This is a genomic window from Mesorhizobium sp. M7A.F.Ca.US.006.01.1.1, assembly GCF_003997935.1.
Taxonomy (GTDB): domain Bacteria; phylum Pseudomonadota; class Alphaproteobacteria; order Rhizobiales; family Rhizobiaceae; genus Mesorhizobium.
This window is the reverse complement of sequence record NZ_RZQL01000049.1, coordinates 1-20246: the sequence shown is the minus strand read 5'-3', so window position 1 is coordinate 20246 and position 20246 is coordinate 1. Positions and strand designations below refer to the sequence as shown.

The window sequence follows — 20246 nt, the reverse complement described above, 5'->3', positions numbered from 1 at the left end:
GTTCAGTTTGCCGGCGTCGGCCCAAAGCGGATACGAAAGCGCCTGTTTTCACGCCCCTTCTTCTCGATCTTGCCGATGTGGATCTCGCCGACTTCGCCGGTGCTTTTCACATGGGTGCCGCCGCAGGGCTGGCTGTCCACCGAGGCGTTGTCGCCGATACAGACCAGGCGGATCTTGCCGGTGCCGACCGGCGGCCGGACGTTCTTGGATTTCACCAGGCCGGGATTGGCGGCCAGTTCCTCGTCGCTGATCAGCCTGACAAAGATCGGGTGGTCGGCCCGCACCAGGTCCATCAGCCCGGCGGTGACGTCCTCCTTGGTGAAGCCGGCATCCGGAGCGTCGAAGTCGACACGGCTGTCGTCCTCGGAAACCGAAGCACCGGTGATCGGGAACGGGCAGACGACGGTGAGCAGGTGGCAAGCCGCGTGCATGCGCATCAGGAGATGCCGCCGCTCCCAGTCGATCGCCAGCCTCAGCGCCTCGCCCACCTGCGGAACCGACTGCTCCGGCGCTGGCACGTGTATGATCTCGTCCTTGGTCTCACCGGTGAGGGTGGCGGCAATGGCGATGCGGCTGCCATCGCCGCGTTCGAGATACCCGGTATCGCCCGGTTGGCCGCCCGAAGTGGCGTAGAAGATCGTCCGGTCGAGGATGATGCCGCCGCGGTCGTTGACGGCAACCACCGTTGCGTCCGCCGTGCGCAGATAGGCGTCGTCACGAAACAGGGCGTCCGTCCTGTTTGCCATCACGCGACTTTCTCGAACGGCACCGAAATTGTACTGCGCTGTTCCATCCAGCCCGGCACTGGCAGCTGCTTTTCGCGTAGGAATTCCGGGTTGAACAGTTTTGACTGATAGCGCGTGCCGTAATCGCAAAGAATGGTCACGATGGTATGGCCGGGACCCAATTCCCTGGCCAGGCGGATCGCGCCGGCAATGTTGATGCCGGTCGAGCCACCGACGCAAAGGCCCTCTTCCTGGATAAGGTCGAAGACGATCGGCAGCGCATCCTCATCGGGGATCTGGAATGAAAAATCCGGCGTGAACCCTTCGAGATTCGCGGTGATGCGCCCCTGCCCGATGCCTTCGGTGATCGAGCTGCCCTCGGACTTCAGCTCGCCGTTGGTGTAGAAGGAGTAGAGCGCGGCTCCCAGCGGATCGGCGAGCGCGATCTTCACGTCCCGGCTTTTGGCCTTCAGTCCGGAAGCGACGCCGGCCAGCGTTCCGCCCGAACCGACTGCCGAGACAAAGCCGTCGACCTTGCCGCCGGTCTGGTTCCAGATTTCCTCCGCTGTGGTGCGGATATGGCCGTCACGGTTGGCGACATTGTCGAACTGGTTGGCCCAGATGGCGCCGTTCGGTTCTGTCTTTGCCAGTTGCTCGGCCAACCGCCCCGACAGTTTCACGTAATTGTTGGGGTTCTTGTAGGGCACGGCAGGCACCTCGATCAGTTCGGCGCCGAGCAGTTTGATCGTGTCCTTCTTCTCTTGGCTCTGTGTGTCGGGAATGACGATGACAGTGCGATAGCCGAGCGCCTTGGCGACCAATGTCAGCCCGATGCCGGTATTGCCCGCCGTTCCCTCGACGATCACGCCGCCGGGCTTCAGCAGCCCGCGCTTCTCGGCGTCGCGGATGATGAAAAGGCCCGCGCGATCCTTGACCGACTGGCCCGGATTCATGAATTCGGCCTTGCCCAGGATCTCGCAACCGGTTTGTTCCGAAGCTTTGTTGAGGCGGATCAGAGGCGTGTTGCCGATCGCGTCGATCACAGAACGGGGCATTCAGGATTCCTTGTGTAGGTGCGCCGAAACCCTAGAAACCCGAAGCTGCGGTTTCAAGGCAAGAATTTGTCTGGTCCAGTCGCATTTGCAGTGCTGTTGTTGCGTCGGCGCTTCCCGAGGCTGGCCTCTTGCGCCACTGTTCATTTCCGGCTGACGTTGAAAAGCGGCTTTTCATTCGATTTCTTCACCGCTAGAGCAATTCCAGGAAAAGTGTAAAACGGTTTTCCGTCCGGAATTGCGTAGAAACAAGGAGATAGAGCAGTTCGCCGTTTCCGTGAAACGGCGAACCGCTCTAGAGCAAAGCACCAACAAGTCGACAGGGCGCAGCATGACACTCTACCGGGCCAACCCGAAGCACGGCGTCGCCTGGATCACGGGCGGCTCAAGCGGCATCGGCCGTGCCCTGGCCAGGGATCTTGCTTCCCAGGGCTATGCCGTCGCGGTGACGGCGCTCGACGACGATCCGATCGACACGCTTGTCGTCGAGACCGCGCAGATGCCGGGCAGTGTCACGGCCTTTCCCTGCGATGTCACCGACGAGCCGCGCATGGCAAGAACCGTCGCCGCGATCGAGAAGGAACTCGGTCCCATCGTGCTCGCCATCTTCAATGCAGGGAACTACATTTCGACGCCGGGGGAGAATCTTGTCGTCAACGACTTTCGCCGGTCCTTCGAGGTCAATTATTTCGGCATCATCAACGGCCTCGTGCCGGCGGTCGAACGCATGCGTGTGCGGGCGCGCGGCCATGTCGTTCTGGTCGGCTCCGTGACATCCTATTTCGGCTGGCCGACAACGGCAGCCTATGGCGGCACCAAGGCGGCCATCAACATCCTGGCCGAGTCGCTGAAGTATGATTTCGACAAGATGAACGTGCGTATCCAGGTGTTCAATCCAGGCTTCATCGACACCCCGCTGACCGAGAAGAACATGCTGCCCATGCCGGGACTGATGCCGGTCAGCCGCGCATCGCGCCGCATGGCGCGAGGCATCAAGTCGGGCGGCTTCGAAGTCCATTTCCCGCGCCGGACAAGCTGGCCCCTGAAACTGCTCGGCCTGCTGCCGAGGCCGCTGTGCAGAGGGTTTATCGGCCTGATGACCAGTTGGAAGGCGCGGCCTCTGCATTACGACCGCAAGCCGCCGATCGAATAGGACGCCTGCGAAATTGGCAGGCTCCCCGTTTCGGGCCGCCGTCGCCATGGTTGAGACAAATGCTGCGTGGAGTCTGCGATGGGGCGACGGATCGTGCTTGCTGTGCTGGGCCTTGTCACCATTCTCGCACTGGCCTTCGTGCTCGGCCCGCGCGTTCGCGTCGACACCACGATCCGTTTCGATCCCTCGCTCATCGCTGACGATCCGCAGGCCTATGTGGCAAAGGCCGAAGCCGCCATCCCCGGCATCCGCGACGGGCTGGAGAAAGAGATCGTCTGGGCCGATCCGATGGTGCATGCCAGGACGCCGCTGTCGATCGTCTACATCCACGGCTTTTCCGCATCGAAGGGCGAGGTCCGCCCGCTGCCCGACGAAGTGGCCGAACAGCTTGACGCCAATCTCTTCTACACACGCCTTACCGGTCACGGACAGGATGGCGCGGCGATGACGCAAGGCAGCATCAACGCCTGGATCAACGACTATGAGGAGGCGCTCGCCATCGGCCGGGCGATCGGCGACAAGGTGATCGTCATCTCGACTTCGACCGGCGGCTCGCTGGCGGTCTGGGCGGCAACGCAGCCCGGTGCGTCGGACGGGGTGGCGGCGATTGCGTTCGTCTCCCCGAACTTCGGCGTCAAGGCTTCGGGCGCCGAGATCCTGACCATGCCGTGGGGCAAACAAATCGCCAGGCTGGTCGCAGGCAAGGAACATAGCTTCGTGCCGCGCAACGCGCTGAATGAAAAATTCTGGACCACCCGCTATCCGATCGAAGCAACCTTGCCGATGCAGGCGCTGACCGAGCTTGCCTATGGCGCGCCGGTGGAGAAGGCGACCATCCCTGCTTTGTTCATCTTTTCTGATTCGGACAAGGTGGTGCGGGCCGACCGCACCCGCGAGATTGCCGGGCGCTGGGGCGCGCCGCATGAACTGGTTCCGGTCGACGACACCGGCGACCCGGACAATCACGTCATTGCCGGCGACGCGCTGTCGCCATCGACCACGGCGTTTCTGGCGCAAAGGATCGCCGTCTGGATCGAAGCGGTGGTGAAGTAAGCCGACGAAAAAAGGCGACCGAAGCATCGCTTCAGCCGCCCTTTCCTTGGTCTGTCCCGGCAATCAGCAAGGCTGAGCCTGACTGATTACAACGCTGGCTACTTACGCAGCCCGCGCCGCCGGACGCTTGCCGCCGAAGCGGCGCTTGTTGTTGCCCTTGAAGGCCGGCTTGGCGCCATCCGGCTTGCGCTCGCCGGCGAAGGCAGGCTTGTCGCCGAAGCGCTTCTTGCCAAAGCCGTTGCCTTTGTTCTCGCCACCGGGCCGCCTGCCGTCGCGACGACCATTGCGGTCGTTGCGGTCATTGGCCGGCTCGAAACGCTCGTTCTTTTCAGCCGGATTGCGCAGCGGATCGGGGCTGCCGAGATGGTCGGCAACGATCGGCAGCTTGGTACGGATGATGCGCTCGACCTGGCGCAGCTTGCTGTTTTCGGAAGGATCGCAAAGCGTGATCGCGATGCCGTCCATGCCGTTGCGGCCGGTACGGCCGATGCGGTGGACGTAGCTCTCGGCTTCATCAGGCAGATCGAAATTCACGACATGGCTGATGCCGGGCACGTCGATGCCGCGCGCCGCGATGTCGGTCGCCACCAGAATGCGCACCGAGCCGTCGCGGAAATCGTTCAGCGCTTTCTGGCGGGCGTTCTGCGACTTGTTGCCGTGGATGACGGCGGCCTTGAAGCCGTCGCGTTCGAGGTCCTTGGTCACCCTGTCGGCACCATGCTTGGTGCGCGAAAAGATGATGACGGACTTCATCGCCTCGTCGGCGAGCATCGTCGACAGCACCTGGCGCTTCTGCTTGGTGCGGGCAAAGACGACGCCTTGCACGATCTCTGCCGCCGCCGTGCTTTGCGGCGCGACTTCGACGCGGATCGGGTTCTTCAAGAGGCCCTTGGCCAGTTCGGCGATTTCATTGGGCATGGTCGCCGAGAACAGCACCGTCTGACGATCGGGCGCGGTCGCCTTGGCGATGCGCTTGACGTCGTTGATGAAGCCCATGTCGAGCATGCGGTCGCCCTCGTCGAGCACCAGCCATTTGGTGTCGGCAAGCACGAGGTCGCCCTCGCGCACCAGGTCGGTCAACCGGCCGGGCGTTGCGATCAGGATATCGACGCCGGGCGCAACCTTCTTCACCTGGCTGAAGCGCGAGACACCGCCAAGCACCAGCGCGGTCGAGACATGCGCGCCCTTGGCGAGGATCTTGATCGTGTCTTCGATCTGCACGGCGAGTTCGCGCGTCGGCGCCAGGATAAGCGCACGCGCCGTCTTCGGCCGGCGCTTGGTGCCGAGTGCGATGATCTTCGACAGGATCGGCAGCGCGAAGGCCGCGGTCTTGCCGGAGCCGGTCTGGGCGATGCCGAAAATGTCACGGCCTTCCATCTGCGGCGGGATCGCCTGCGCCTGGATAGGCTTCGGCTCGGTGAAGCCGGCATTGTGGGTGGCCTTGAGCAGCGCGCCCGTAATACCCAGTGCCGCGAAACCGGTGAGTTCCGCAGTGCTACCGGGCAAAGTGTTTTCGTTGGTCAAAATAATCTTCTTTCACGCGGCTTCTGGCCGCAAACATCGATGGCGGCAGGGCGCAACCTGCCGTCGAAAAAATTGATATGGAACGACAAGGCGGGCGGACGGTAACGTCCACTCGGCTGCGCTGTCGTGCCCGCAGGCATCATGCCACGGGGCTTTTTCGCCGCTTTGTGATTTACCGGAAAAAGGGCCGATATACCGGAAAGAGGGAAAACAGACGCAACCAGTCTCATTCGTCGAGAAGGCCGGATTCGTTCCCGGCCCAAGCGCCTATGGGCTGCATATGGCTGAGTTCGCGGCCAAATGCAAGGGGCGTCATGCTGCAGTGCAACAAAATCCATGACGCAGGCGGTGCTTGCGCTCCCCTGTCGGCACGATTACCACGAAATACAGCTGGCTCGGAGGGAACCGATGAAAGACGTGCTCAAGGAACTCGAGCGCCGCCGCGAGATCGCCCGCATGGGTGGCGGCCAGGTCCGCATCGATGCCCAGCACAAGAAGGGCAAGCTCACCGCGCGCGAACGCATCGAGGTGTTTCTCGACGAGGGCTCGTTCGAGGAATTCGACATGTTTGTCGAGCATCGTTCGACCGATTTCGGCATGGAGAAGACCAAGATCGCCGGCGACGGCGTCGTCACCGGCTGGGGCACGGTCAACGGCCGCCCGGTCTACCTCTTCGCCAAGGATTTTACCGTGTTCGGCGGCTCGTTGTCGGAAGCGCATGCCGGGAAGGTCATCAAGGTGCAGGAGATGGCGCTGCGCAACCGCGCACCGATCATCGGCCTCTACGATGCCGGCGGCGCGCGCATCCAGGAAGGCGTGGCGGCACTCGGCGGCTATGCCGAGATCTTTCAGCGCAACGTGCTGGCGTCCGGCGTCATTCCCCAGATCTCGGTGATCATGGGTCCATGCGCCGGCGGCGACGTCTATTCGCCTGCCATGACCGACTTCATCTTCATGGTGCGCGACACTTCCTACATGTTCGTCACCGGACCGGATGTGGTGAAGACCGTGACCAACGAGACGGTGACTGCCGAGAGCCTCGGCGGCGCTTCCGTGCACACGACCAAATCCTCGATCGCCGACGGCGCCTATGACAATGATATCGAGGCGTTGCTGCAGATGCGCCGGCTGGTCGATCTGCTGCCGGCCTCCAACACGTCCGAGATCCCGGAGATCGAATGCTACCAGTCGGTCACCGACCATGACCTGTCGCTCGACCGGCTCATACCCGACAACGCCAATAAGCCCTACGACATCAAGGAACTGATCCTGAAGGTTGCCGACGAAGGCGATTTCTTCGAGATCCAGCAGAATTTTGCCAAGAATATCGTCACCGGGTTCGGGCGTGTCGAAGGCCGCACGGTCGGCTTCGTCGCCAACCAGCCGATGGTGCTGGCCGGCGTGCTCGATTCCGACGCCAGCCGCAAGGCAGCGCGCTTCGTGCGCTTCTGCGACTGTTTTTCGATCCCGATCGTCACCTTCGTCGATGTTCCGGGCTTCCTGCCCGGCACCGCGCAGGAATATGGCGGGCTGATCAAGCATGGCGCCAAGCTGCTGTTCGCCTATGCCGAGGCCACCGTGCCGAAGATCACCGTCATCACCCGCAAAGCCTATGGCGGCGCCTATGACGTGATGGCGTCGAAACATCTGCGCGGCGACATGAACTATGCCTGGCCGACGGCGCAGATCGCGGTGATGGGCGCCAGGGGCGCGGTCGAGATCATCTATCGCAAGGACATCGGTGACGCCGAAAAGATCGCAGCCCATACAAAGGCTTACGAGGATCGCTTCCTGTCGCCCTTCGTCGCCGCCGAACGCGGTTATGTCGACGAGGTGATCATGCCGCATTCGACCCGCCGCCGCATCGCCCGGGCGCTGCGCATGCTGCGCAACAAGGATATGCAGAACCCCTGGAAAAAACACGACAACATCCCGCTGTGAGGCGCCGGCAGCTCATTCCTCTTCCGCCGCGCCAAACCCCGCTCCCATGGTGGCGCGGACGGCGTTGCCCCATGGCGTCGCGTGATTGTCGATGCGCATCTGGAAGATGAAGTAGGTCGGCGAGCAGAAGCCGATGCCTTTGATTTTGCCGATGCCCGGCGTGTCCGGCGGCAGCGACTGGCACATATAGTCCTCGCGGCAGAAATGATCGGCCGAACAGGCCGGCCGGTTGCCGCGATTGACGGCGCCGCCAAGGCACTGGTCGAAATTGTTGGTGGCCACGCAGATGTCGAATTTCTTGCCGCCGGCCAGCCCGCAGATCTCGTTCGGCATCGGCTTGCCGGCTTTGAAGGCGGCAAATGTGCGGTCCTTGTCATCGCACCCGCGATAAGCAATGCCACCCGGCACGCCGATCTTCGGCGGACGGCAGGTGTAGGCGGTGCGCGAAACGTCAGGCGCGAAGGCCGCGAATTGGCCTGATTTGCTGTAGCGGTCGTTGAAAGGCTGCGCCGCGTTGCTGGCGATCGACCCGGTCAGGCAGGGATGGCCGGAAAACATTTTCTCGCTGTCTTTGGGCAGCAGGCATTGCGCCAGTTTCGTGTGCACGCCTGAAGCGGTGGCCAGCGGCGTGCAGACGGTGCCGCCACCGCATTGCCAGGTCGCACCAAAGCGGGCCGCATCTTCCGGCATCAGGCACGGCATGGTCATCTCGGCCGGCGCGTAATCGACCGCATCGGCGTTCGTCCAGACCGCCGGCGGCGCAAAGAAGAGCGGACGGAAGCGGTTCGGCTGCTTGCCTTCGGCCGTGGCGGCGAGCCACGCCTGGCGCCGCGGGATCTCGGCATGAAGATGCGGCGAAATCCCGACCTCGATGCGGTTCAACGGCGACGTCGTCTTGTCGTCTAGCCCGATGAAATGGAAACCGGCGGTGGAGCCGGCCTGATGGCAACCCTGGCAGGCGCCATTGTCCAGCCGCTCGACCAGCGCTTCCGGCGTGCGCACCAGTTTCAGCGCGGAATAATCGAGCGCTGCGAATTCCTCGGGTCGGAATAATTGCGTATACGGATGATTGGCTTGCCGCGCGCTGCCGAAGGTCGACCATGAAATGATCTTTCTGGCCAGGAACTCGTCGGGAATTTCATAAACACCCTCATCGACTGCCGGCAGATTGGCGCCGACATAGGCGGCGAGCCGCGCCTTTAGCGCTGCGTCCTGCGAGAGCCGTGCGGTGTCGGGCGTGTTCTCCAGCGGCTTCTCGGTGAGATCGGCGCCATCGATGCCGAATATCCGCATGAGATAGGCCGCCTGCCCGCCGAACTCGGTTTCCTGGCCAGAGGGAAAGCGCACCACCTGTGCGTTGAGCTCCAGCTGCTTGAAGGTCAGCCCGGCTCTCTCCAGCGGCCCGCCGGTCAGCCAGCCGGCATCGACGCTCTCGTCAAGCTGGGGAGTCCAGCGCCCGGCAACACCGACGCAGCCGCCATCGGCATCCGGTGCGGCGCTGTAGACGGCATTGAAATTGAACGGCAGGCGTGACGCCAGCAGCTTGCCGTTTTTGCGAAAACTGTAGGCCAGGCGGTAGATGAAGCGCACCTCGCCGCAGCTCTTGTCGCCCTGCAGCGCGGTGAAGTCGCGACGGTCGAGCCGGTTGACGACGCCGACCAGCCGAAAGCGCGCCGCGTCGGTCCTCAGCCAGCGCATGTCCATGATGCGGCCGACATTGCCGTCGGTAACCTCGTAGAGCGGCCGCCCGCCGGCCTTCATGTCGGCACGCAGCGCCGCAACATCGGAGGCAACCGTTTCGACGATGGCGTGATAGGCTGGCGCCTCGTCGTAGAGCGCCTTCAGGCCGTCTTCGCCGTCGACCCCGAAAACGGCGGCAAAGCCATAGCCCTTGGCATCGAGCGCGGCGAGCACCGCCGGATTGTCGACGACGGTCACAGGACCTTCGGCGTGCGCCGTCGGCGTCATGAAGACAGCGATGAGGGTGGCAAGCAACAGAGCGAGCGCACGGCTCATTCAGGCAGCCTTTCGCGCGTCGAAGAGTTCGCGCAACACCGGCACCAGCGCCAGCGGCAGATCCTCGGCGATCAGGCCGGGTCCGAACCGGCTGCCGGCCTCGGCATGCAGCCACACCGCCGCGCAGGTGCCCTCGAAGGGCGGCATGCCTTGCGCCAGCAAACCGGCAATGATGCCCGACAGCACGTCGCCTGACCCGGCTGTGGCCAACCACGGTGCACCGTTGGAGTTGATCGCCGCTTTACCATCGGGCGCTGCTATGACCGTGTCGGCCCCCTTGTAGACGATGACGGCATTGGCCCGCGCTGCGGCCGCCCGCGCCTTGGCCAGTTTCGACATGGTTTTGTCCCCGGCGATATCAGGAAACAAGCGGCCGAATTCGCCCTCATGCGGCGTGACCACCAAGGCAGGCGCATTCGGCTGACGGGCAGCTTCGAACAGCGCCTGAGGCTGATGGGCCAACGACGTGATAGCGTCGGCATCGAGCACCATCGCACGGGCGTGGCTTGCAGCCGCCGATGTGCGTGCCTCCTCCGCCAAAGCCTTTATCAGCTGCAGGGCAAAATCGCCGACCTTGGGCTCTGGCCCGAGCCCCGGTCCGAACACCAGCGCCTCGGGATGGCGCGCCGTCAGAAATTCCTGCACCTCCTCGAGCGAGCCCGCCTCGCGCAGCATGATCGAGGTCAGGTGCGTCGCGTTCACCTGCATCGCATTGCCAGGCGACAGCACGGTGACCGCCCCTGCCCCGCTTCTGGCGGCGGCCATCGCCGACAGCCGCGCCGCGCCGGTAGCACTGGGACCGCCGGAAAAGACGCCGACATGGCCGCGCTTGTATTTGTGCGCGTCCACCGCCGGCACCGGAAATTCCCGCAACCACAGGTCCGGCACATTCTCGAAGGTCGAGACGGCGAGCTGGTCGATGATGCCGTCACCGATGCCGATATCGGCGAGCACGATCTCACCGCATTGCCCGCGCCCCGGCAGCAGCAGGTGGCCAGGCTTTTTCCGTGCGAAAGTGACGGTGATCTCGGCACGAAACGCCCTGCCCAATATGTCGCCGCTGGTTCCTGAGACGCCCGACGGCAGGTCGACCGCGACCACAGGCAGGCGCAGGGCTGTCGCAGTATCGACGGCTTTCGCGGCGTCGCCGGACAGCGGCTTGGACAGCCCTGCCCCATAGAGCGCGTCGATCACGATCGAGCCAGACTCGGCGTCGAAACCAGACAGCGGCCAGGGCTTGATCGGGCATTCCGCAGCGGCGAGCGCCGCATCGCTTTCCGGCCTCGGCGCTCCGGATGACCAGATCGTTGTGTCGACGCCGCTGGCGGCGAGGATGCGGGCGACGACATAGCCATCACCGCCATTGTTGCCGGGCCCGCACAGCACATGGACATGCGTCGCTGCGGGATAACGCTTGAGAATCTCAGCCGCGACCGCTTCACCAGCGCGCTGCATCAGGCCGATGCCGTCGGTTGGGCCGGCGGCGATCGTCAGCCGATCGGCCTCGCTCATTTCGGCCGGGGAAAGAAGTTCGTTGCTCATGGATTGCCGATCCGCATGCGATCAAGCATTGTCCAATTTCGATCCTAAGCAAACAAGGGGGAGTTGCCGAGATCTGCGGCCATAACGTCGGCACGAAGGCATCGCGGGCAGAAAATTGCCTGAGGGATAGGCGGTATGCCTGATTTTTGTGCGGACGCGGGTGCTGGCGCTGTGTAGGCTCTGGCAGCCCATGCCGCTTCCGGTGCAGTGAATGACGCGAATTTGCATCCCGGTGCGGCGCGGCTTTGAAATCTTATGAGACCGCTTAGAATCCGCTGAATTGGCACGGTTCGTGCTTGATGGAGGCGCAAGCGGGGGGTCACAACCCGTTTTTTTGGCAGTGGAGGCCACTTTTTACATGAAAAAGATCGAAGCGATCATCAAGCCATTCAAGCTGGACGAAGTGAAGGAAGCGCTTCAGGAAGCCGGACTGCAAGGCATCACTGTCACCGAAGCAAAAGGCTTCGGTCGTCAGAAGGGCCATACGGAACTCTATCGCGGCGCCGAATATGTCGTCGATTTCCTGCCCAAGGTGAAGATCGAGGTCGTGCTTGGCGACGACGCGGTCGAAGGCGCGATCGAGGCCATCCGCAAGGCGGCCCAGACGGGCCGCATCGGCGACGGCAAGATCTTCGTTTCCAATATCGAGGAAGTCGTGCGAATCCGCACCGGCGAAACGGGCATGGACGCGGTCTGATCCGACCGCCCCCATCCTCCTGAAAACGTCATCATCAAAAAACGTCATCAAACAGGGATACATGACATGACGACAGCCAAAGACATCATGAAGCAGATCAAGGACAACGACGTGAAATTCGTCGACCTGCGCTTCACAGACCCGAAGGGCAAGCTGCAGCACGTGACGATGGATGTCATCGAGGTCGAGGAAGACATGTTCGCCGATGGCGTGATGTTCGACGGCTCTTCGATTGCCGGCTGGAAGGCCATCAACGAGTCCGACATGGTGCTGATGCCCGACCCGGAGACGGTTCACATGGACCCGTTCTTCGCCCAGTCGACCATGGTCATCCTGTGCGACATCCTCGATCCGGTTTCGGGTGAATCCTACAACCGCGATCCGCGCGGTACGGCCAAGAAGGCCGAGGCCTACATGAAGGCCGAAGGTATCGGCGACACCATCTATGTCGGCCCGGAAGCCGAATTCTTCGTCTTCGACGACGTGAAGTACAAGGCCGATCCCTACAACACCGGCTTCAAGCTCGACTCCACGGAACTGCCGTCGAACGACGACACCGATTACGAGACCGGCAATCTCGGCCACCGTCCGCGCGTCAAGGGCGGCTACTTCCCGGTGCCGCCGATCGACAGCGCGCAGGACATGCGCTCGGAAATGCTGACCGTGCTCGCCGAGATGGGCGTGCGCGTCGAAAAGCATCACCACGAGGTGGCGGCGGCGCAGCACGAACTCGGCATCAAGTTCGACGCATTGGTGCGCAATGCCGACAAGATGCTGATCTACAAATATGTCGTCCACCAGGTCGCCAACGCCTATGGCAAGACGGCCACCTTCATGCCGAAGCCAATCTTCGGCGACAACGGCTCGGGCATGCACGTCCACATGTCGATCTGGAAGAACGGCAAGCCGACCTTCGCCGGCAATGAATATGCCGGTCTGTCGGAAAGCTGCCTGTTCTTCATCGGCGGCGTCATCAAGCATGCCAAGGCGATCAACGCCTTCACCAACCCGCTGACCAATTCCTACAAGCGCCTGGTGCCGGGTTACGAAGCGCCGGTTCTGCTCGCCTATTCGGCGCGCAACCGCTCGGCGTCCTGCCGTATCCCGTTCGGCTCGTCGCCGAAGGCCAAGCGCGTCGAGGTCCGCTTCCCCGATCCGGGCGCGAACCCCTACCTCGCCTTCGCCGCGTTGCTGATGGCCGGCCTCGACGGCATCAAGAACAAGATCCATCCCGGCCAGCCGATGGACAAGGATCTCTACGACCTGCCGCCGAAGGAGCTGAAGAAGATCCCGACCGTCTGCGGCTCGCTGCGCGAAGCCCTGCAAAGCCTCGACAAGGACCGCGGCTTCCTGAAAGCCGGCGGCGTCTTCGACGACGACCAGATCGACAGCTACATCGAGCTGAAGATGGCCGAAGTGATGCGCTTCGAAATGACCCCGCATCCGGTCGAATACGACATGTATTACTCGGTCTGAGATTTCAGTCCAAGATTAGCTATAATGCTCAAGCCCTTGAAAGACTTCCCTCTTTCAAGGGCTTTTTGCTGCGCTCCAATAGGAATTGCCAGCCGACCGGCATGTCTCGCCTGCGCGGCAGCCGCGCATGGACAGCCGTATCCGCCTTTCGTCTTCGACGATCGGTGGCTTCAATCACAACTCGGCGGTGTTCAGTAAATGATCAAGGGAGGCCGCTCGGTCGCCAACGTCGGAGCCAGGAGCGAGCGGAGCACTGTCTCAGGCTACAGTGACCGCTCGTCCGGCGCCCACGCCAATGCCGCCGTTCAAGAAAACCCCGCCCGTCCGAACAGCATTGCGTGACGTAACCCCAAGGCCTGCGAATACGCATGCCGTAGCGTGATCTGTCAACGCCGCCGGCCAGGCCGCGAATGACCGATTCCGTTGTATGAACAGATGCTTATGGAAGGTCCATCGCCCGGATAAGGGCTGGGAAAGGCGCTTTTCCGGGCTTTCTGGCGAGTGATCGCCGGAGGCTCACACGGCTGCGGCCAGAACTCCCGGGCGATTTGCGACCGCCTGAATTGCCCGACTTTTTCTGGGTATGTTTTCCCAGGGATGCAGTCCGCCGGGTAACGGCCAAAAAAGAACCCCGGCGCGAAACGCCGGGGTCTTCTTGTCATACAGTCCGAAACACTTACGCGGCGGCCGAAACCTGGGCGCTTGCCGGAACCGAAGCGATCGTCTTCAGGATCTGCGAGGCGATCTGGTAGGGGTCGCCCTGCGAGTTCGGACGGCGGTCTTCCAGATAACCCTTGTAGTCGCTCTTGATGAAGGAGTGCGGCACGCGGATCGAGGCGCCACGGTCGGCAATGCCATAGCTGAACCGGTTCCACGGCGCGGTCTCGTGCTTGCCGGTCAAACGCTTGTCGTTGTCCGGGCCGTAGACGGCGATGTGGTCCATCAGGTTCTTGTCGAAAGCCGCCATCAGCGCTTCGAAATAGGCCTTGCCGCCGACTTCGCGCATATAGGCGGTCGAGAAGTTGGCGTGCATGCCAGAGCCGTTCCAGTCGGTGTCGCCGAGCGGCTTGCAGTGGTATTCGATGTCGATGCCGTACTTCTCGGTCAGGCGCTGCATGAGGTAGCGGGCCATCCACATCTGGTCGGCGGCTTTCTTGGAGCCCTTGCCGAAAATCTGGAATTCCCACTGGCCCTTGGCCACTTCGGCGTTGATGCCTTCGTGGTTGATGCCGGCGGCGAGGCAGAGGTCGAGATGCTCCTCGACGATCTGGCGCGCGACGGAGCCGACATTGGAATAGCCGACGCCGGTGTAGTACGGGCCCTGGGGTGCGGGATAGCCGCTCTCGGGAAAGCCGAGCGGGCGACCGTCCTTGTAGAAGAAATATTCCTGCTCGAAGCCGAACCAGGCGCCCTCGTCATCGAGGATGGTGGCGCGCTTGTTGGAGGCATGCGGCGTGACGCCATCGGGCATCATGACTTCGCACATGACCAGTACGCCGTTGGTGCGGGCGGGATCCGGATAGACCGCAACCGGCTTCAGCACGCAATCGGAGCTGTGCCCTTCGGCCTGCTGGGTCGAGGAACCATCGAAGCCCCACAGCGGCAGCTGCTCGAGTTCAGGGAATTCGGCGAATTCCTTGATCTGCGTCTTGCCGCGAAGGTTGGGGACCGGGGTATATCCATCGAGCCAGATATACTCGAGCTTGTATTTCGTCATTCTAGCCTCTCGTTGCTTGATCACCGAACACTGAACGGCGTCGACATGCGTCTGCGGTCAGCAGCCGGCCTGCCGCACACTTAAAATGCAATTCATGTGCCATTCTTGGTCCGGAGGGTGCGACAAAATTGACGCGGCATCCACCGGAAGTCGGCGAGCCGCCTAAGCAATGCGCCCGGATCTATCACGGCTCTTATTTGCACAAATAGTGTGCAAGTGCTGATCTTTTCATAGGCATATTGCCTAACTTGATTGCAGACCTTATCTTCGGGCCAAGTTGAATCGAAAAGGTTCGGCGGAAGAAAGGAACCCGGCAATGGAAGTCATTTCCACACGACCGTCGGCTAAAATTTTGATGTTCCCGGCGGCAGCGCGCCTCTCTGCCTCAAATTTGAGCGGAAAGGCGAAGTTTGCGGCAGAGCTTGCCTCGCTGCGTGATGCCCGCGCGGATTTCGGCGACGGCTGGTACCATGAGGCAGCCATCGAGGAAGAGGCCCGGGGCCGCAAGAGCTGACACAAAGGGCAGCAGCCCTCGCCAACGAATTGGCCTGAAAAGAAAAAGCCCGGCGCGATCGTTCGCGCCGGGCTTTCTTTTGAACGCTGGGGCTGCCTACTCCTTGGCGTGCAGGTCGGTGCCGAGCGTATCCTTGACGAAGATCATGCCGATGACCAGCGTTATAGCCGCGATCACCACCGGGTACCAAAGGCCATAGTAGATGTCGCCTTTGTAGGCGCTGAGCGCGAACACGGTTGCCGGCAGCAGGCCACCGAACCAGCCATTGCCGATGTGATAGGGCAGCGACATGCCGGTGTAGCGAATGCGGGTCGGGAACATTTCTACCAGGATCGCCGCGATCGGCCCGTAGACCATGGTCACGAACAGCACCAGAATGAACAGGATGCCGATCGTCATTGGCCAGTTCACTGCTGCAGGATCGGCGAACATGGCGAACGCGCCGCCGCCTGGAATGTTGTAGACGGTGACTTCGGGTGCGCCCGCTGCCTCATCGGTGGTCAGCAGCTTGTCCTTGACCGCCTGGTCGATCGGCACCGTCGCCTTTTCACCGGCACGGATGGCAGCGGCGTCCAGCTTCAGTTCCGGGTTGGCGGCAACAAACGCATCGAGCTTCTGGTCCGCAACCTTGGCTGCCGCGCGCTTCAGCGGATAGCCGCCGTCCTGCAGCGACATATTGACGGCCTTGATGAAGGCCGCTTCCTTGGCCTTGGCCTGATCACCGGCGGCAATGGCGTCATAGGACTCGACCGTCTCGTTGCCGATTTTGACAGATGCGGGTGTGCCGGCGGCAGCCGTCGACACCACGTCATAGGGAACCGAGTTCTTGGTCAGGAACGAAGTCGCGATATCGCAGGATGTCGTGAACTTCGCCGTGCCAACCGGATTGAACTGGAACTTGCAGTCGCCCGGCGCCGCGGTCACCGTCGCCCTGGTGTTCTGCTGCGCCGTGGCGAGTGCCGGATTGGCAGCCCACGTCAGTGCCTTGAACAGCGGGAAGGTGCAGACAATCGCCAGCGCAAGGCCCGCCATGATGATCGGCTTGCGGCCGATCTTGTCGGAGAGCCAGCCGAAGACGACGAAGAAGATCGAACCGACCGCCAGGGCGACCGCGATCATGATGTTGACCGACTGCGCGTCGACCTTGAGCACGTTGGTCAAGAAGAACAGCGCGTAGAACTGGCCATTGTACCAGACCACGGCCTGACCGGCTGTGAGGCCGAGCAGCGCCAGCAGTGCAATCTTGGCGTTCTTCCATTGGCCGAAGGCTTCCGTCAGCGGCGCCTTGGAGCCCTTCCCCTCATCCTTCATGCGCTGGAAGGTCGGGGATTCGGAAAGCGAAAGCCGGATCCAGATCGAGATGCCGAGCAGCAGGAAGGACACGATGAACGGAATACGCCAGCCCCAGGCAGCATAGTTTTCCTTGCTCAATGAAGCCTGTACGATCAGGATCACAATCAGCGAGAGGAAGAGGCCGAGCGTCGCCGTGGTCTGGATCCACGAGGTGTAGTAGCCGCGCCGGTTGTCCGGCGCATGTTCGGCGACGTAAGTGGCCGCGCCGCCATATTCGCCACCCAGAGCCAGGCCCTGCAGCATGCGCAGGATGATCAGGATCACGGGAGCGGCGATGCCCAAAGTGGCATAGCCGGGCAGCAAGCCGACCAGGAAGGTCGACAGGCCCATGATCGTCATGGTGACAAGAAAAGTATATTTACGGCCGACCAGGTCACCGATGCGGCCGAACAGCAGTGCGCCGAACGGGCGCACAAGGAAGCCTGCGGCGAAAGCCAACAGCGCGAAAATGTTGCGGGTCGCTTCCGGGATGGCTGGGCTGAAAAAGGTCGAACCGATGAACACTGCCAGCGAGCCATAGAGATAGAAATCATACCATTCGAAAACGGTGCCGAGCGAGGAAGCGAAGATGACTTTCTTCTCCTCCCGCGTCATGCCGCGGCTTGCTCCGCCGGCGGTCGATGTTATTGCCATTGCGTTATCCTCCCGTGAGACCCGTTCTAGATGCTGCGCGACACCGTCCGCGTTCTCCTCCGAGCACGGACTCAACGACAGCCATCGGGGAAAAATGACAGAAAGCGTCCGCCAAAGGCACCGCGTCTTTGGGATTATGACTTTGGTATTAGGTGCGCTGCGGGATGAAACCGGGCGAGCTGGGAAACCCCCTTAGCCCTTGAGCGCTTCCAGCAGGCCGACAGCAGCCATCGTGTCGCGCTTGCGAGCCGCGCGGCGGGCAACGGCCTCCGCGTCCTGTCCCCATTGCTCGATCTGCCAGTCCTCGTCGACATGGGCAGCGGCCCAGGCACTCTCGGCGTCGAGTTCACCGAAATCGACAGCCAGCGCCAGCAGAGCCGAACCGGTCAGCGACGTCATCACATGGATGGCGGCGAGCCGCAGCGGCTCTGTTCGCTGGGCAAGATGGCTGCCCAGCACCGCGATGGTCTCACGCGGCTGCTCGACATGGATGATCCCCTCGGCGAGATTGAAGCGGGCTCCGAGTGTTCCCCTCGCCCAGTCGATCACCGGATCCCAATGCTGGTTCTGCCGCTCCACCAGCCCCTGCGGCACGTCGGCGCGGTAGCAGAGCAGATCGGACGAGGCAAAGCGCAGGATATCCTCCAGCACCGCCTGCGGGTCGCTGGCGACGCCATCGATGGCGGTGTTCACAAGCCGCATCACCGGCATGGTCACCGGATTGATGGTCTCGCTTTGGGCGGCGAACTCGTCAGCAACGAGCGCGGCTGCCGCCTCGGTAGGCACTGCCAGCAGCGCCTTGCCCGGCGTGCGCACCGGCTTGCCGTCGAGATGCACGGCAAAGCCGCCTTCGACCGGCGCGACCGAGACGGTCTTGTAGAAGCGTTTCGGCAGAGGCGTCTTCATCTGGATCTGGGCGCGGCGCACAGGATCCGGGTCGGAAAGATATTTGCCCGCTTCAAGGTCGTTGAGGATGTCACGCATAAAAGGTCTCTTCTTACACCGGCGTCAGCTTACGCGCTGGCCGGTTGACGATGATCAGGCCGGCGGCAATCAGGCCAAGTGCCAGGAAAATGCGCATGGTCAGCGGCTCATTCAAGAACATGGCGCCGCACAAAACGCCGAAAACCGGCGACAGGAAGGTGAAACTGGACAGGCTCGATGCCGGATAGCGCCGCAGCAGCCAGAACCACAGTACATAGGTGAAGGCGACGATGTAGACCGCCTGGAAAAGCAGGGCCAGAGTCGGCAGCACGGTCGGGTCGCGAACGGGCGGGCCAGCGAGAGGCAGCACCAATACGCCTACGACCGCTGCCCCGGCGAGTTGATAAAGCAAGAGCTTCTCGGCGCTCGCCTCGACCAGCTTCGACCGCTTGATGAGGATGTTGGTCAAAGCCCAGAAAAATCCGGAGCCGAGGCTCAGCAGATCGCCGAACAGCATGTCCCCGCCTCCGCCAAGCTTGTCGGAAAACACCGCGGCAAGGCCGGCAAAGGCCAGCAGCAGGCCAAGGAATTTCCTCAACGTGATCTGCTCACCGAGCAGGAAATGGCCGCCGAGCAGCATCCAGAACGGCATCGTGTTGACCAACAGCGTGTTGCGGGCAACGGTCGTATGCTCCAGGCCGACATAAAGGCAAAGGAACTCGATGCCGAAAAGCGCGCCAACCACGATGCCGGCGAGCAAGGTCCCGTCGCGCGTGAAAAGCGCGATGCCGCGCCACCGGCACCAGGCAAAGACACACAGGCCGCCGATGATCGAGCGCGCGATCGACAGGAAGACCGGGTCATAGCCAGCGTAGGAGATCTTGGCGGCGACGTAATTCAGCCCCCAGGAAAAGGTCAGCCCGACCATGATGGCGGCGGCGGCCATGTCGACCGTGTCGCGCCGGTCGAGCGCGTCGGTGGCGCCGCTCACGATCAGTCCTCCGCGCTGGCGTCGTCGAAGCCGATCAGGTTCCAGCTCTGGCGCATGTGCGGCGGCATTGGCGCGGTGACATCGATGACGCCCTTGTCGGGATGCGGAATGATGATGCGGCGGGCGTGCAGATGCAGGCGGTTTTGAATTCCGCCGGGAAAGTCCCAGTTGGTGTCGGCCTCGAAATATTTCGGATCGCCCAGGATCGGGCAGCCGATGTGGGCTGCATGAACGCGAAGCTGGTGGGTACGGCCGGTATAAGGCTCCATCTCAAGCCAGGTCATCGTCTGCGCCGCCTGCTCGATGATCCGGTAGTAGGACACGGCGTGATCGGCGCCCTTTTCGCCGTGCGCGGCGACACGCACGCGGTCACCGTCCGGCGTCGGCTCCTTGATCAGCCAGGTCGAGATCTTGTCCTCGCGCTTGGGCGGCACGCCCTTGACTAGCGCCCAATAGGTCTTCTTGGTCTCGCGGGCGCGAAACGCTTCCGAGAGCTTCATGGCGGCCAGCCGGCTGCGGGCGACGACCAGCACGCCCGAGGTGTCGCGGTCGAGCCTGTGAACCAATCTGGGCTTCTCGCCCTTCTGGTTGCGCCAGGCTTCCAGCATGTCGTCGACATTGCGGGTGACGCCCGAGCCGCCCTGCACCGCAAGGCCCGCCGGCTTGTTGAAGACGAAAACCTTAGGGTCTTCATGGATCAGCATTTTCGACAGGACATCGGCATCGCCCTGGTTGCGGATCGAGTGGCCGGTCAGCGCGCTCTCGCCCTTCTTGTCGACCTCAAGCGGCGGGACACGAACCATCTGGCCGGGCTCGACACGGGTGTCGGCCTTGACCCGGCCGCCGTCGACACGGATCTGGCCGGAGCGCAGAAGCTTCTGCAAATGGCCAAAACCAAGGCCCGGGAAATGGGGCTTGAACCAGCGATCGAGCCG

At 62.5% G+C, this 20246-nt stretch carries 16 protein-coding genes; 6 read left to right on the top strand and 10 right to left on the bottom strand.

The window, feature by feature from the left end; all coding sequences use genetic code 11:
- Positions 1-2: 2 nt before the first annotated feature.
- Positions 3-746 carry an alanyl-tRNA editing protein gene (locus EN943_RS11470; protein ID WP_127412704.1) on the bottom strand — a complete coding sequence of 248 codons (744 nt, stop codon included), beginning with the start codon at positions 744-746 and terminating at the stop codon, positions 3-5.
- Positions 746-1780 (bottom strand): cysteine synthase A, encoded by a 1035-nt coding sequence (locus tag EN943_RS11465; RefSeq protein WP_127412703.1) that lies wholly within the window; start codon positions 1778-1780, stop codon positions 746-748. Before EN943_RS11465 ends, EN943_RS11470 begins: the two co-directional genes overlap by 1 nt.
- 328 nt (positions 1781-2108) lie before the next feature.
- Between EN943_RS11465 and EN943_RS11460 the strand changes: the two genes are divergently transcribed.
- Both EN943_RS11460 and EN943_RS11455 read left to right on the top strand, forming a co-directional pair.
- The gene (locus tag EN943_RS11460) at positions 2109-2930 is read left to right on the top strand and encodes an SDR family oxidoreductase (RefSeq protein WP_127295815.1); all 822 of its coding nucleotides are present in this window, start codon (positions 2109-2111) and stop codon (positions 2928-2930) included.
- A gap of 78 nt (positions 2931-3008) precedes the next feature.
- Positions 3009-3983, top strand: coding sequence for an alpha/beta fold hydrolase (locus tag EN943_RS11455; RefSeq protein WP_127412702.1), 975 nt, complete (start codon positions 3009-3011; stop codon positions 3981-3983).
- Positions 3984-4085: 102 nt separating this feature from the next.
- Here EN943_RS11455 and EN943_RS11450 read toward each other — a convergent pair whose 3' ends face one another.
- A complete protein-coding gene (locus tag EN943_RS11450) occupies positions 4086-5507 on the bottom strand; it encodes a DEAD/DEAH box helicase (protein WP_127412701.1) in 1422 nt (473 codons plus the stop codon).
- Between the two features lie 408 nt (positions 5508-5915).
- Between EN943_RS11450 and EN943_RS11445 the strand changes: the two genes are divergently transcribed.
- Positions 5916-7448, top strand: coding sequence for an acyl-CoA carboxylase subunit beta (locus tag EN943_RS11445; protein ID WP_127412700.1), 1533 nt, complete (start codon positions 5916-5918; stop codon positions 7446-7448).
- Between the two features lie 12 nt (positions 7449-7460).
- Here EN943_RS11445 and EN943_RS11440 read toward each other — a convergent pair whose 3' ends face one another.
- Entirely contained in the window at positions 7461-9464 is a 2004-nt protein-coding gene (locus EN943_RS11440; protein WP_127412699.1) for a hypothetical protein, read from the bottom strand.
- Positions 9465-11006 (bottom strand): NAD(P)H-hydrate dehydratase, encoded by a 1542-nt coding sequence (locus EN943_RS11435; RefSeq protein ID WP_127412698.1) that lies wholly within the window; start codon positions 11004-11006, stop codon positions 9465-9467.
- A gap of 358 nt (positions 11007-11364) precedes the next feature.
- Between EN943_RS11435 and EN943_RS11430 the strand changes: the two genes are divergently transcribed.
- Both EN943_RS11430 and glnA read left to right on the top strand, forming a co-directional pair.
- Positions 11365-11703: a P-II family nitrogen regulator gene (locus EN943_RS11430; RefSeq protein ID WP_006205430.1), complete on the top strand. Its 339-nt coding sequence runs from the start codon at positions 11365-11367 to the stop codon at positions 11701-11703.
- 66 nt (positions 11704-11769) lie between these two features.
- Positions 11770-13179, top strand: a complete 1410-nt coding sequence (gene glnA / locus EN943_RS11425) for a type I glutamate--ammonia ligase (RefSeq protein ID WP_127412697.1) — start codon at positions 11770-11772, stop codon at positions 13177-13179.
- Positions 13180-13855: 676 nt separating this feature from the next.
- Here glnA and EN943_RS11415 read toward each other — a convergent pair.
- Entirely contained in the window at positions 13856-14896 is a 1041-nt protein-coding gene (locus tag EN943_RS11415; protein WP_127412695.1) for a glutamine synthetase beta-grasp domain-containing protein, read from the bottom strand.
- 316 nt (positions 14897-15212) lie between these two features.
- Here EN943_RS11415 and EN943_RS11410 point away from each other — a divergent pair, with 316 nt between their 5' ends.
- Positions 15213-15410, top strand: a complete 198-nt coding sequence (locus EN943_RS11410) for a DUF2735 domain-containing protein (protein ID WP_024505075.1) — start codon at positions 15213-15215, stop codon at positions 15408-15410.
- A gap of 96 nt (positions 15411-15506) precedes the next feature.
- Here EN943_RS11410 and EN943_RS11405 read toward each other — a convergent pair whose 3' ends face one another.
- The 4 genes from EN943_RS11405 to EN943_RS11390 all read right to left on the bottom strand — a co-directional run.
- Complete coding sequence (locus EN943_RS11405) at positions 15507-17396, bottom strand: MFS transporter (protein WP_127412694.1); 1890 nt, start codon at positions 17394-17396, stop codon at positions 15507-15509.
- A gap of 192 nt (positions 17397-17588) precedes the next feature.
- The gene (locus tag EN943_RS11400; RefSeq protein ID WP_127412693.1) at positions 17589-18380 is read right to left on the bottom strand and encodes an ATP12 family chaperone protein; all 792 of its coding nucleotides are present in this window, start codon (positions 18378-18380) and stop codon (positions 17589-17591) included.
- A 13-nt stretch (positions 18381-18393) separates the two neighbouring features.
- On the bottom strand, positions 18394-19266 hold the full coding sequence (locus EN943_RS11395) for a DMT family transporter (RefSeq protein ID WP_164778166.1): 873 nt from the start codon (positions 19264-19266) through the stop codon (positions 18394-18396).
- A gap of 47 nt (positions 19267-19313) precedes the next feature.
- The coding region (locus EN943_RS11390; RefSeq protein WP_164778165.1) for an RluA family pseudouridine synthase at positions 19314-20246 on the bottom strand (933 nt) is incomplete at its 5' end.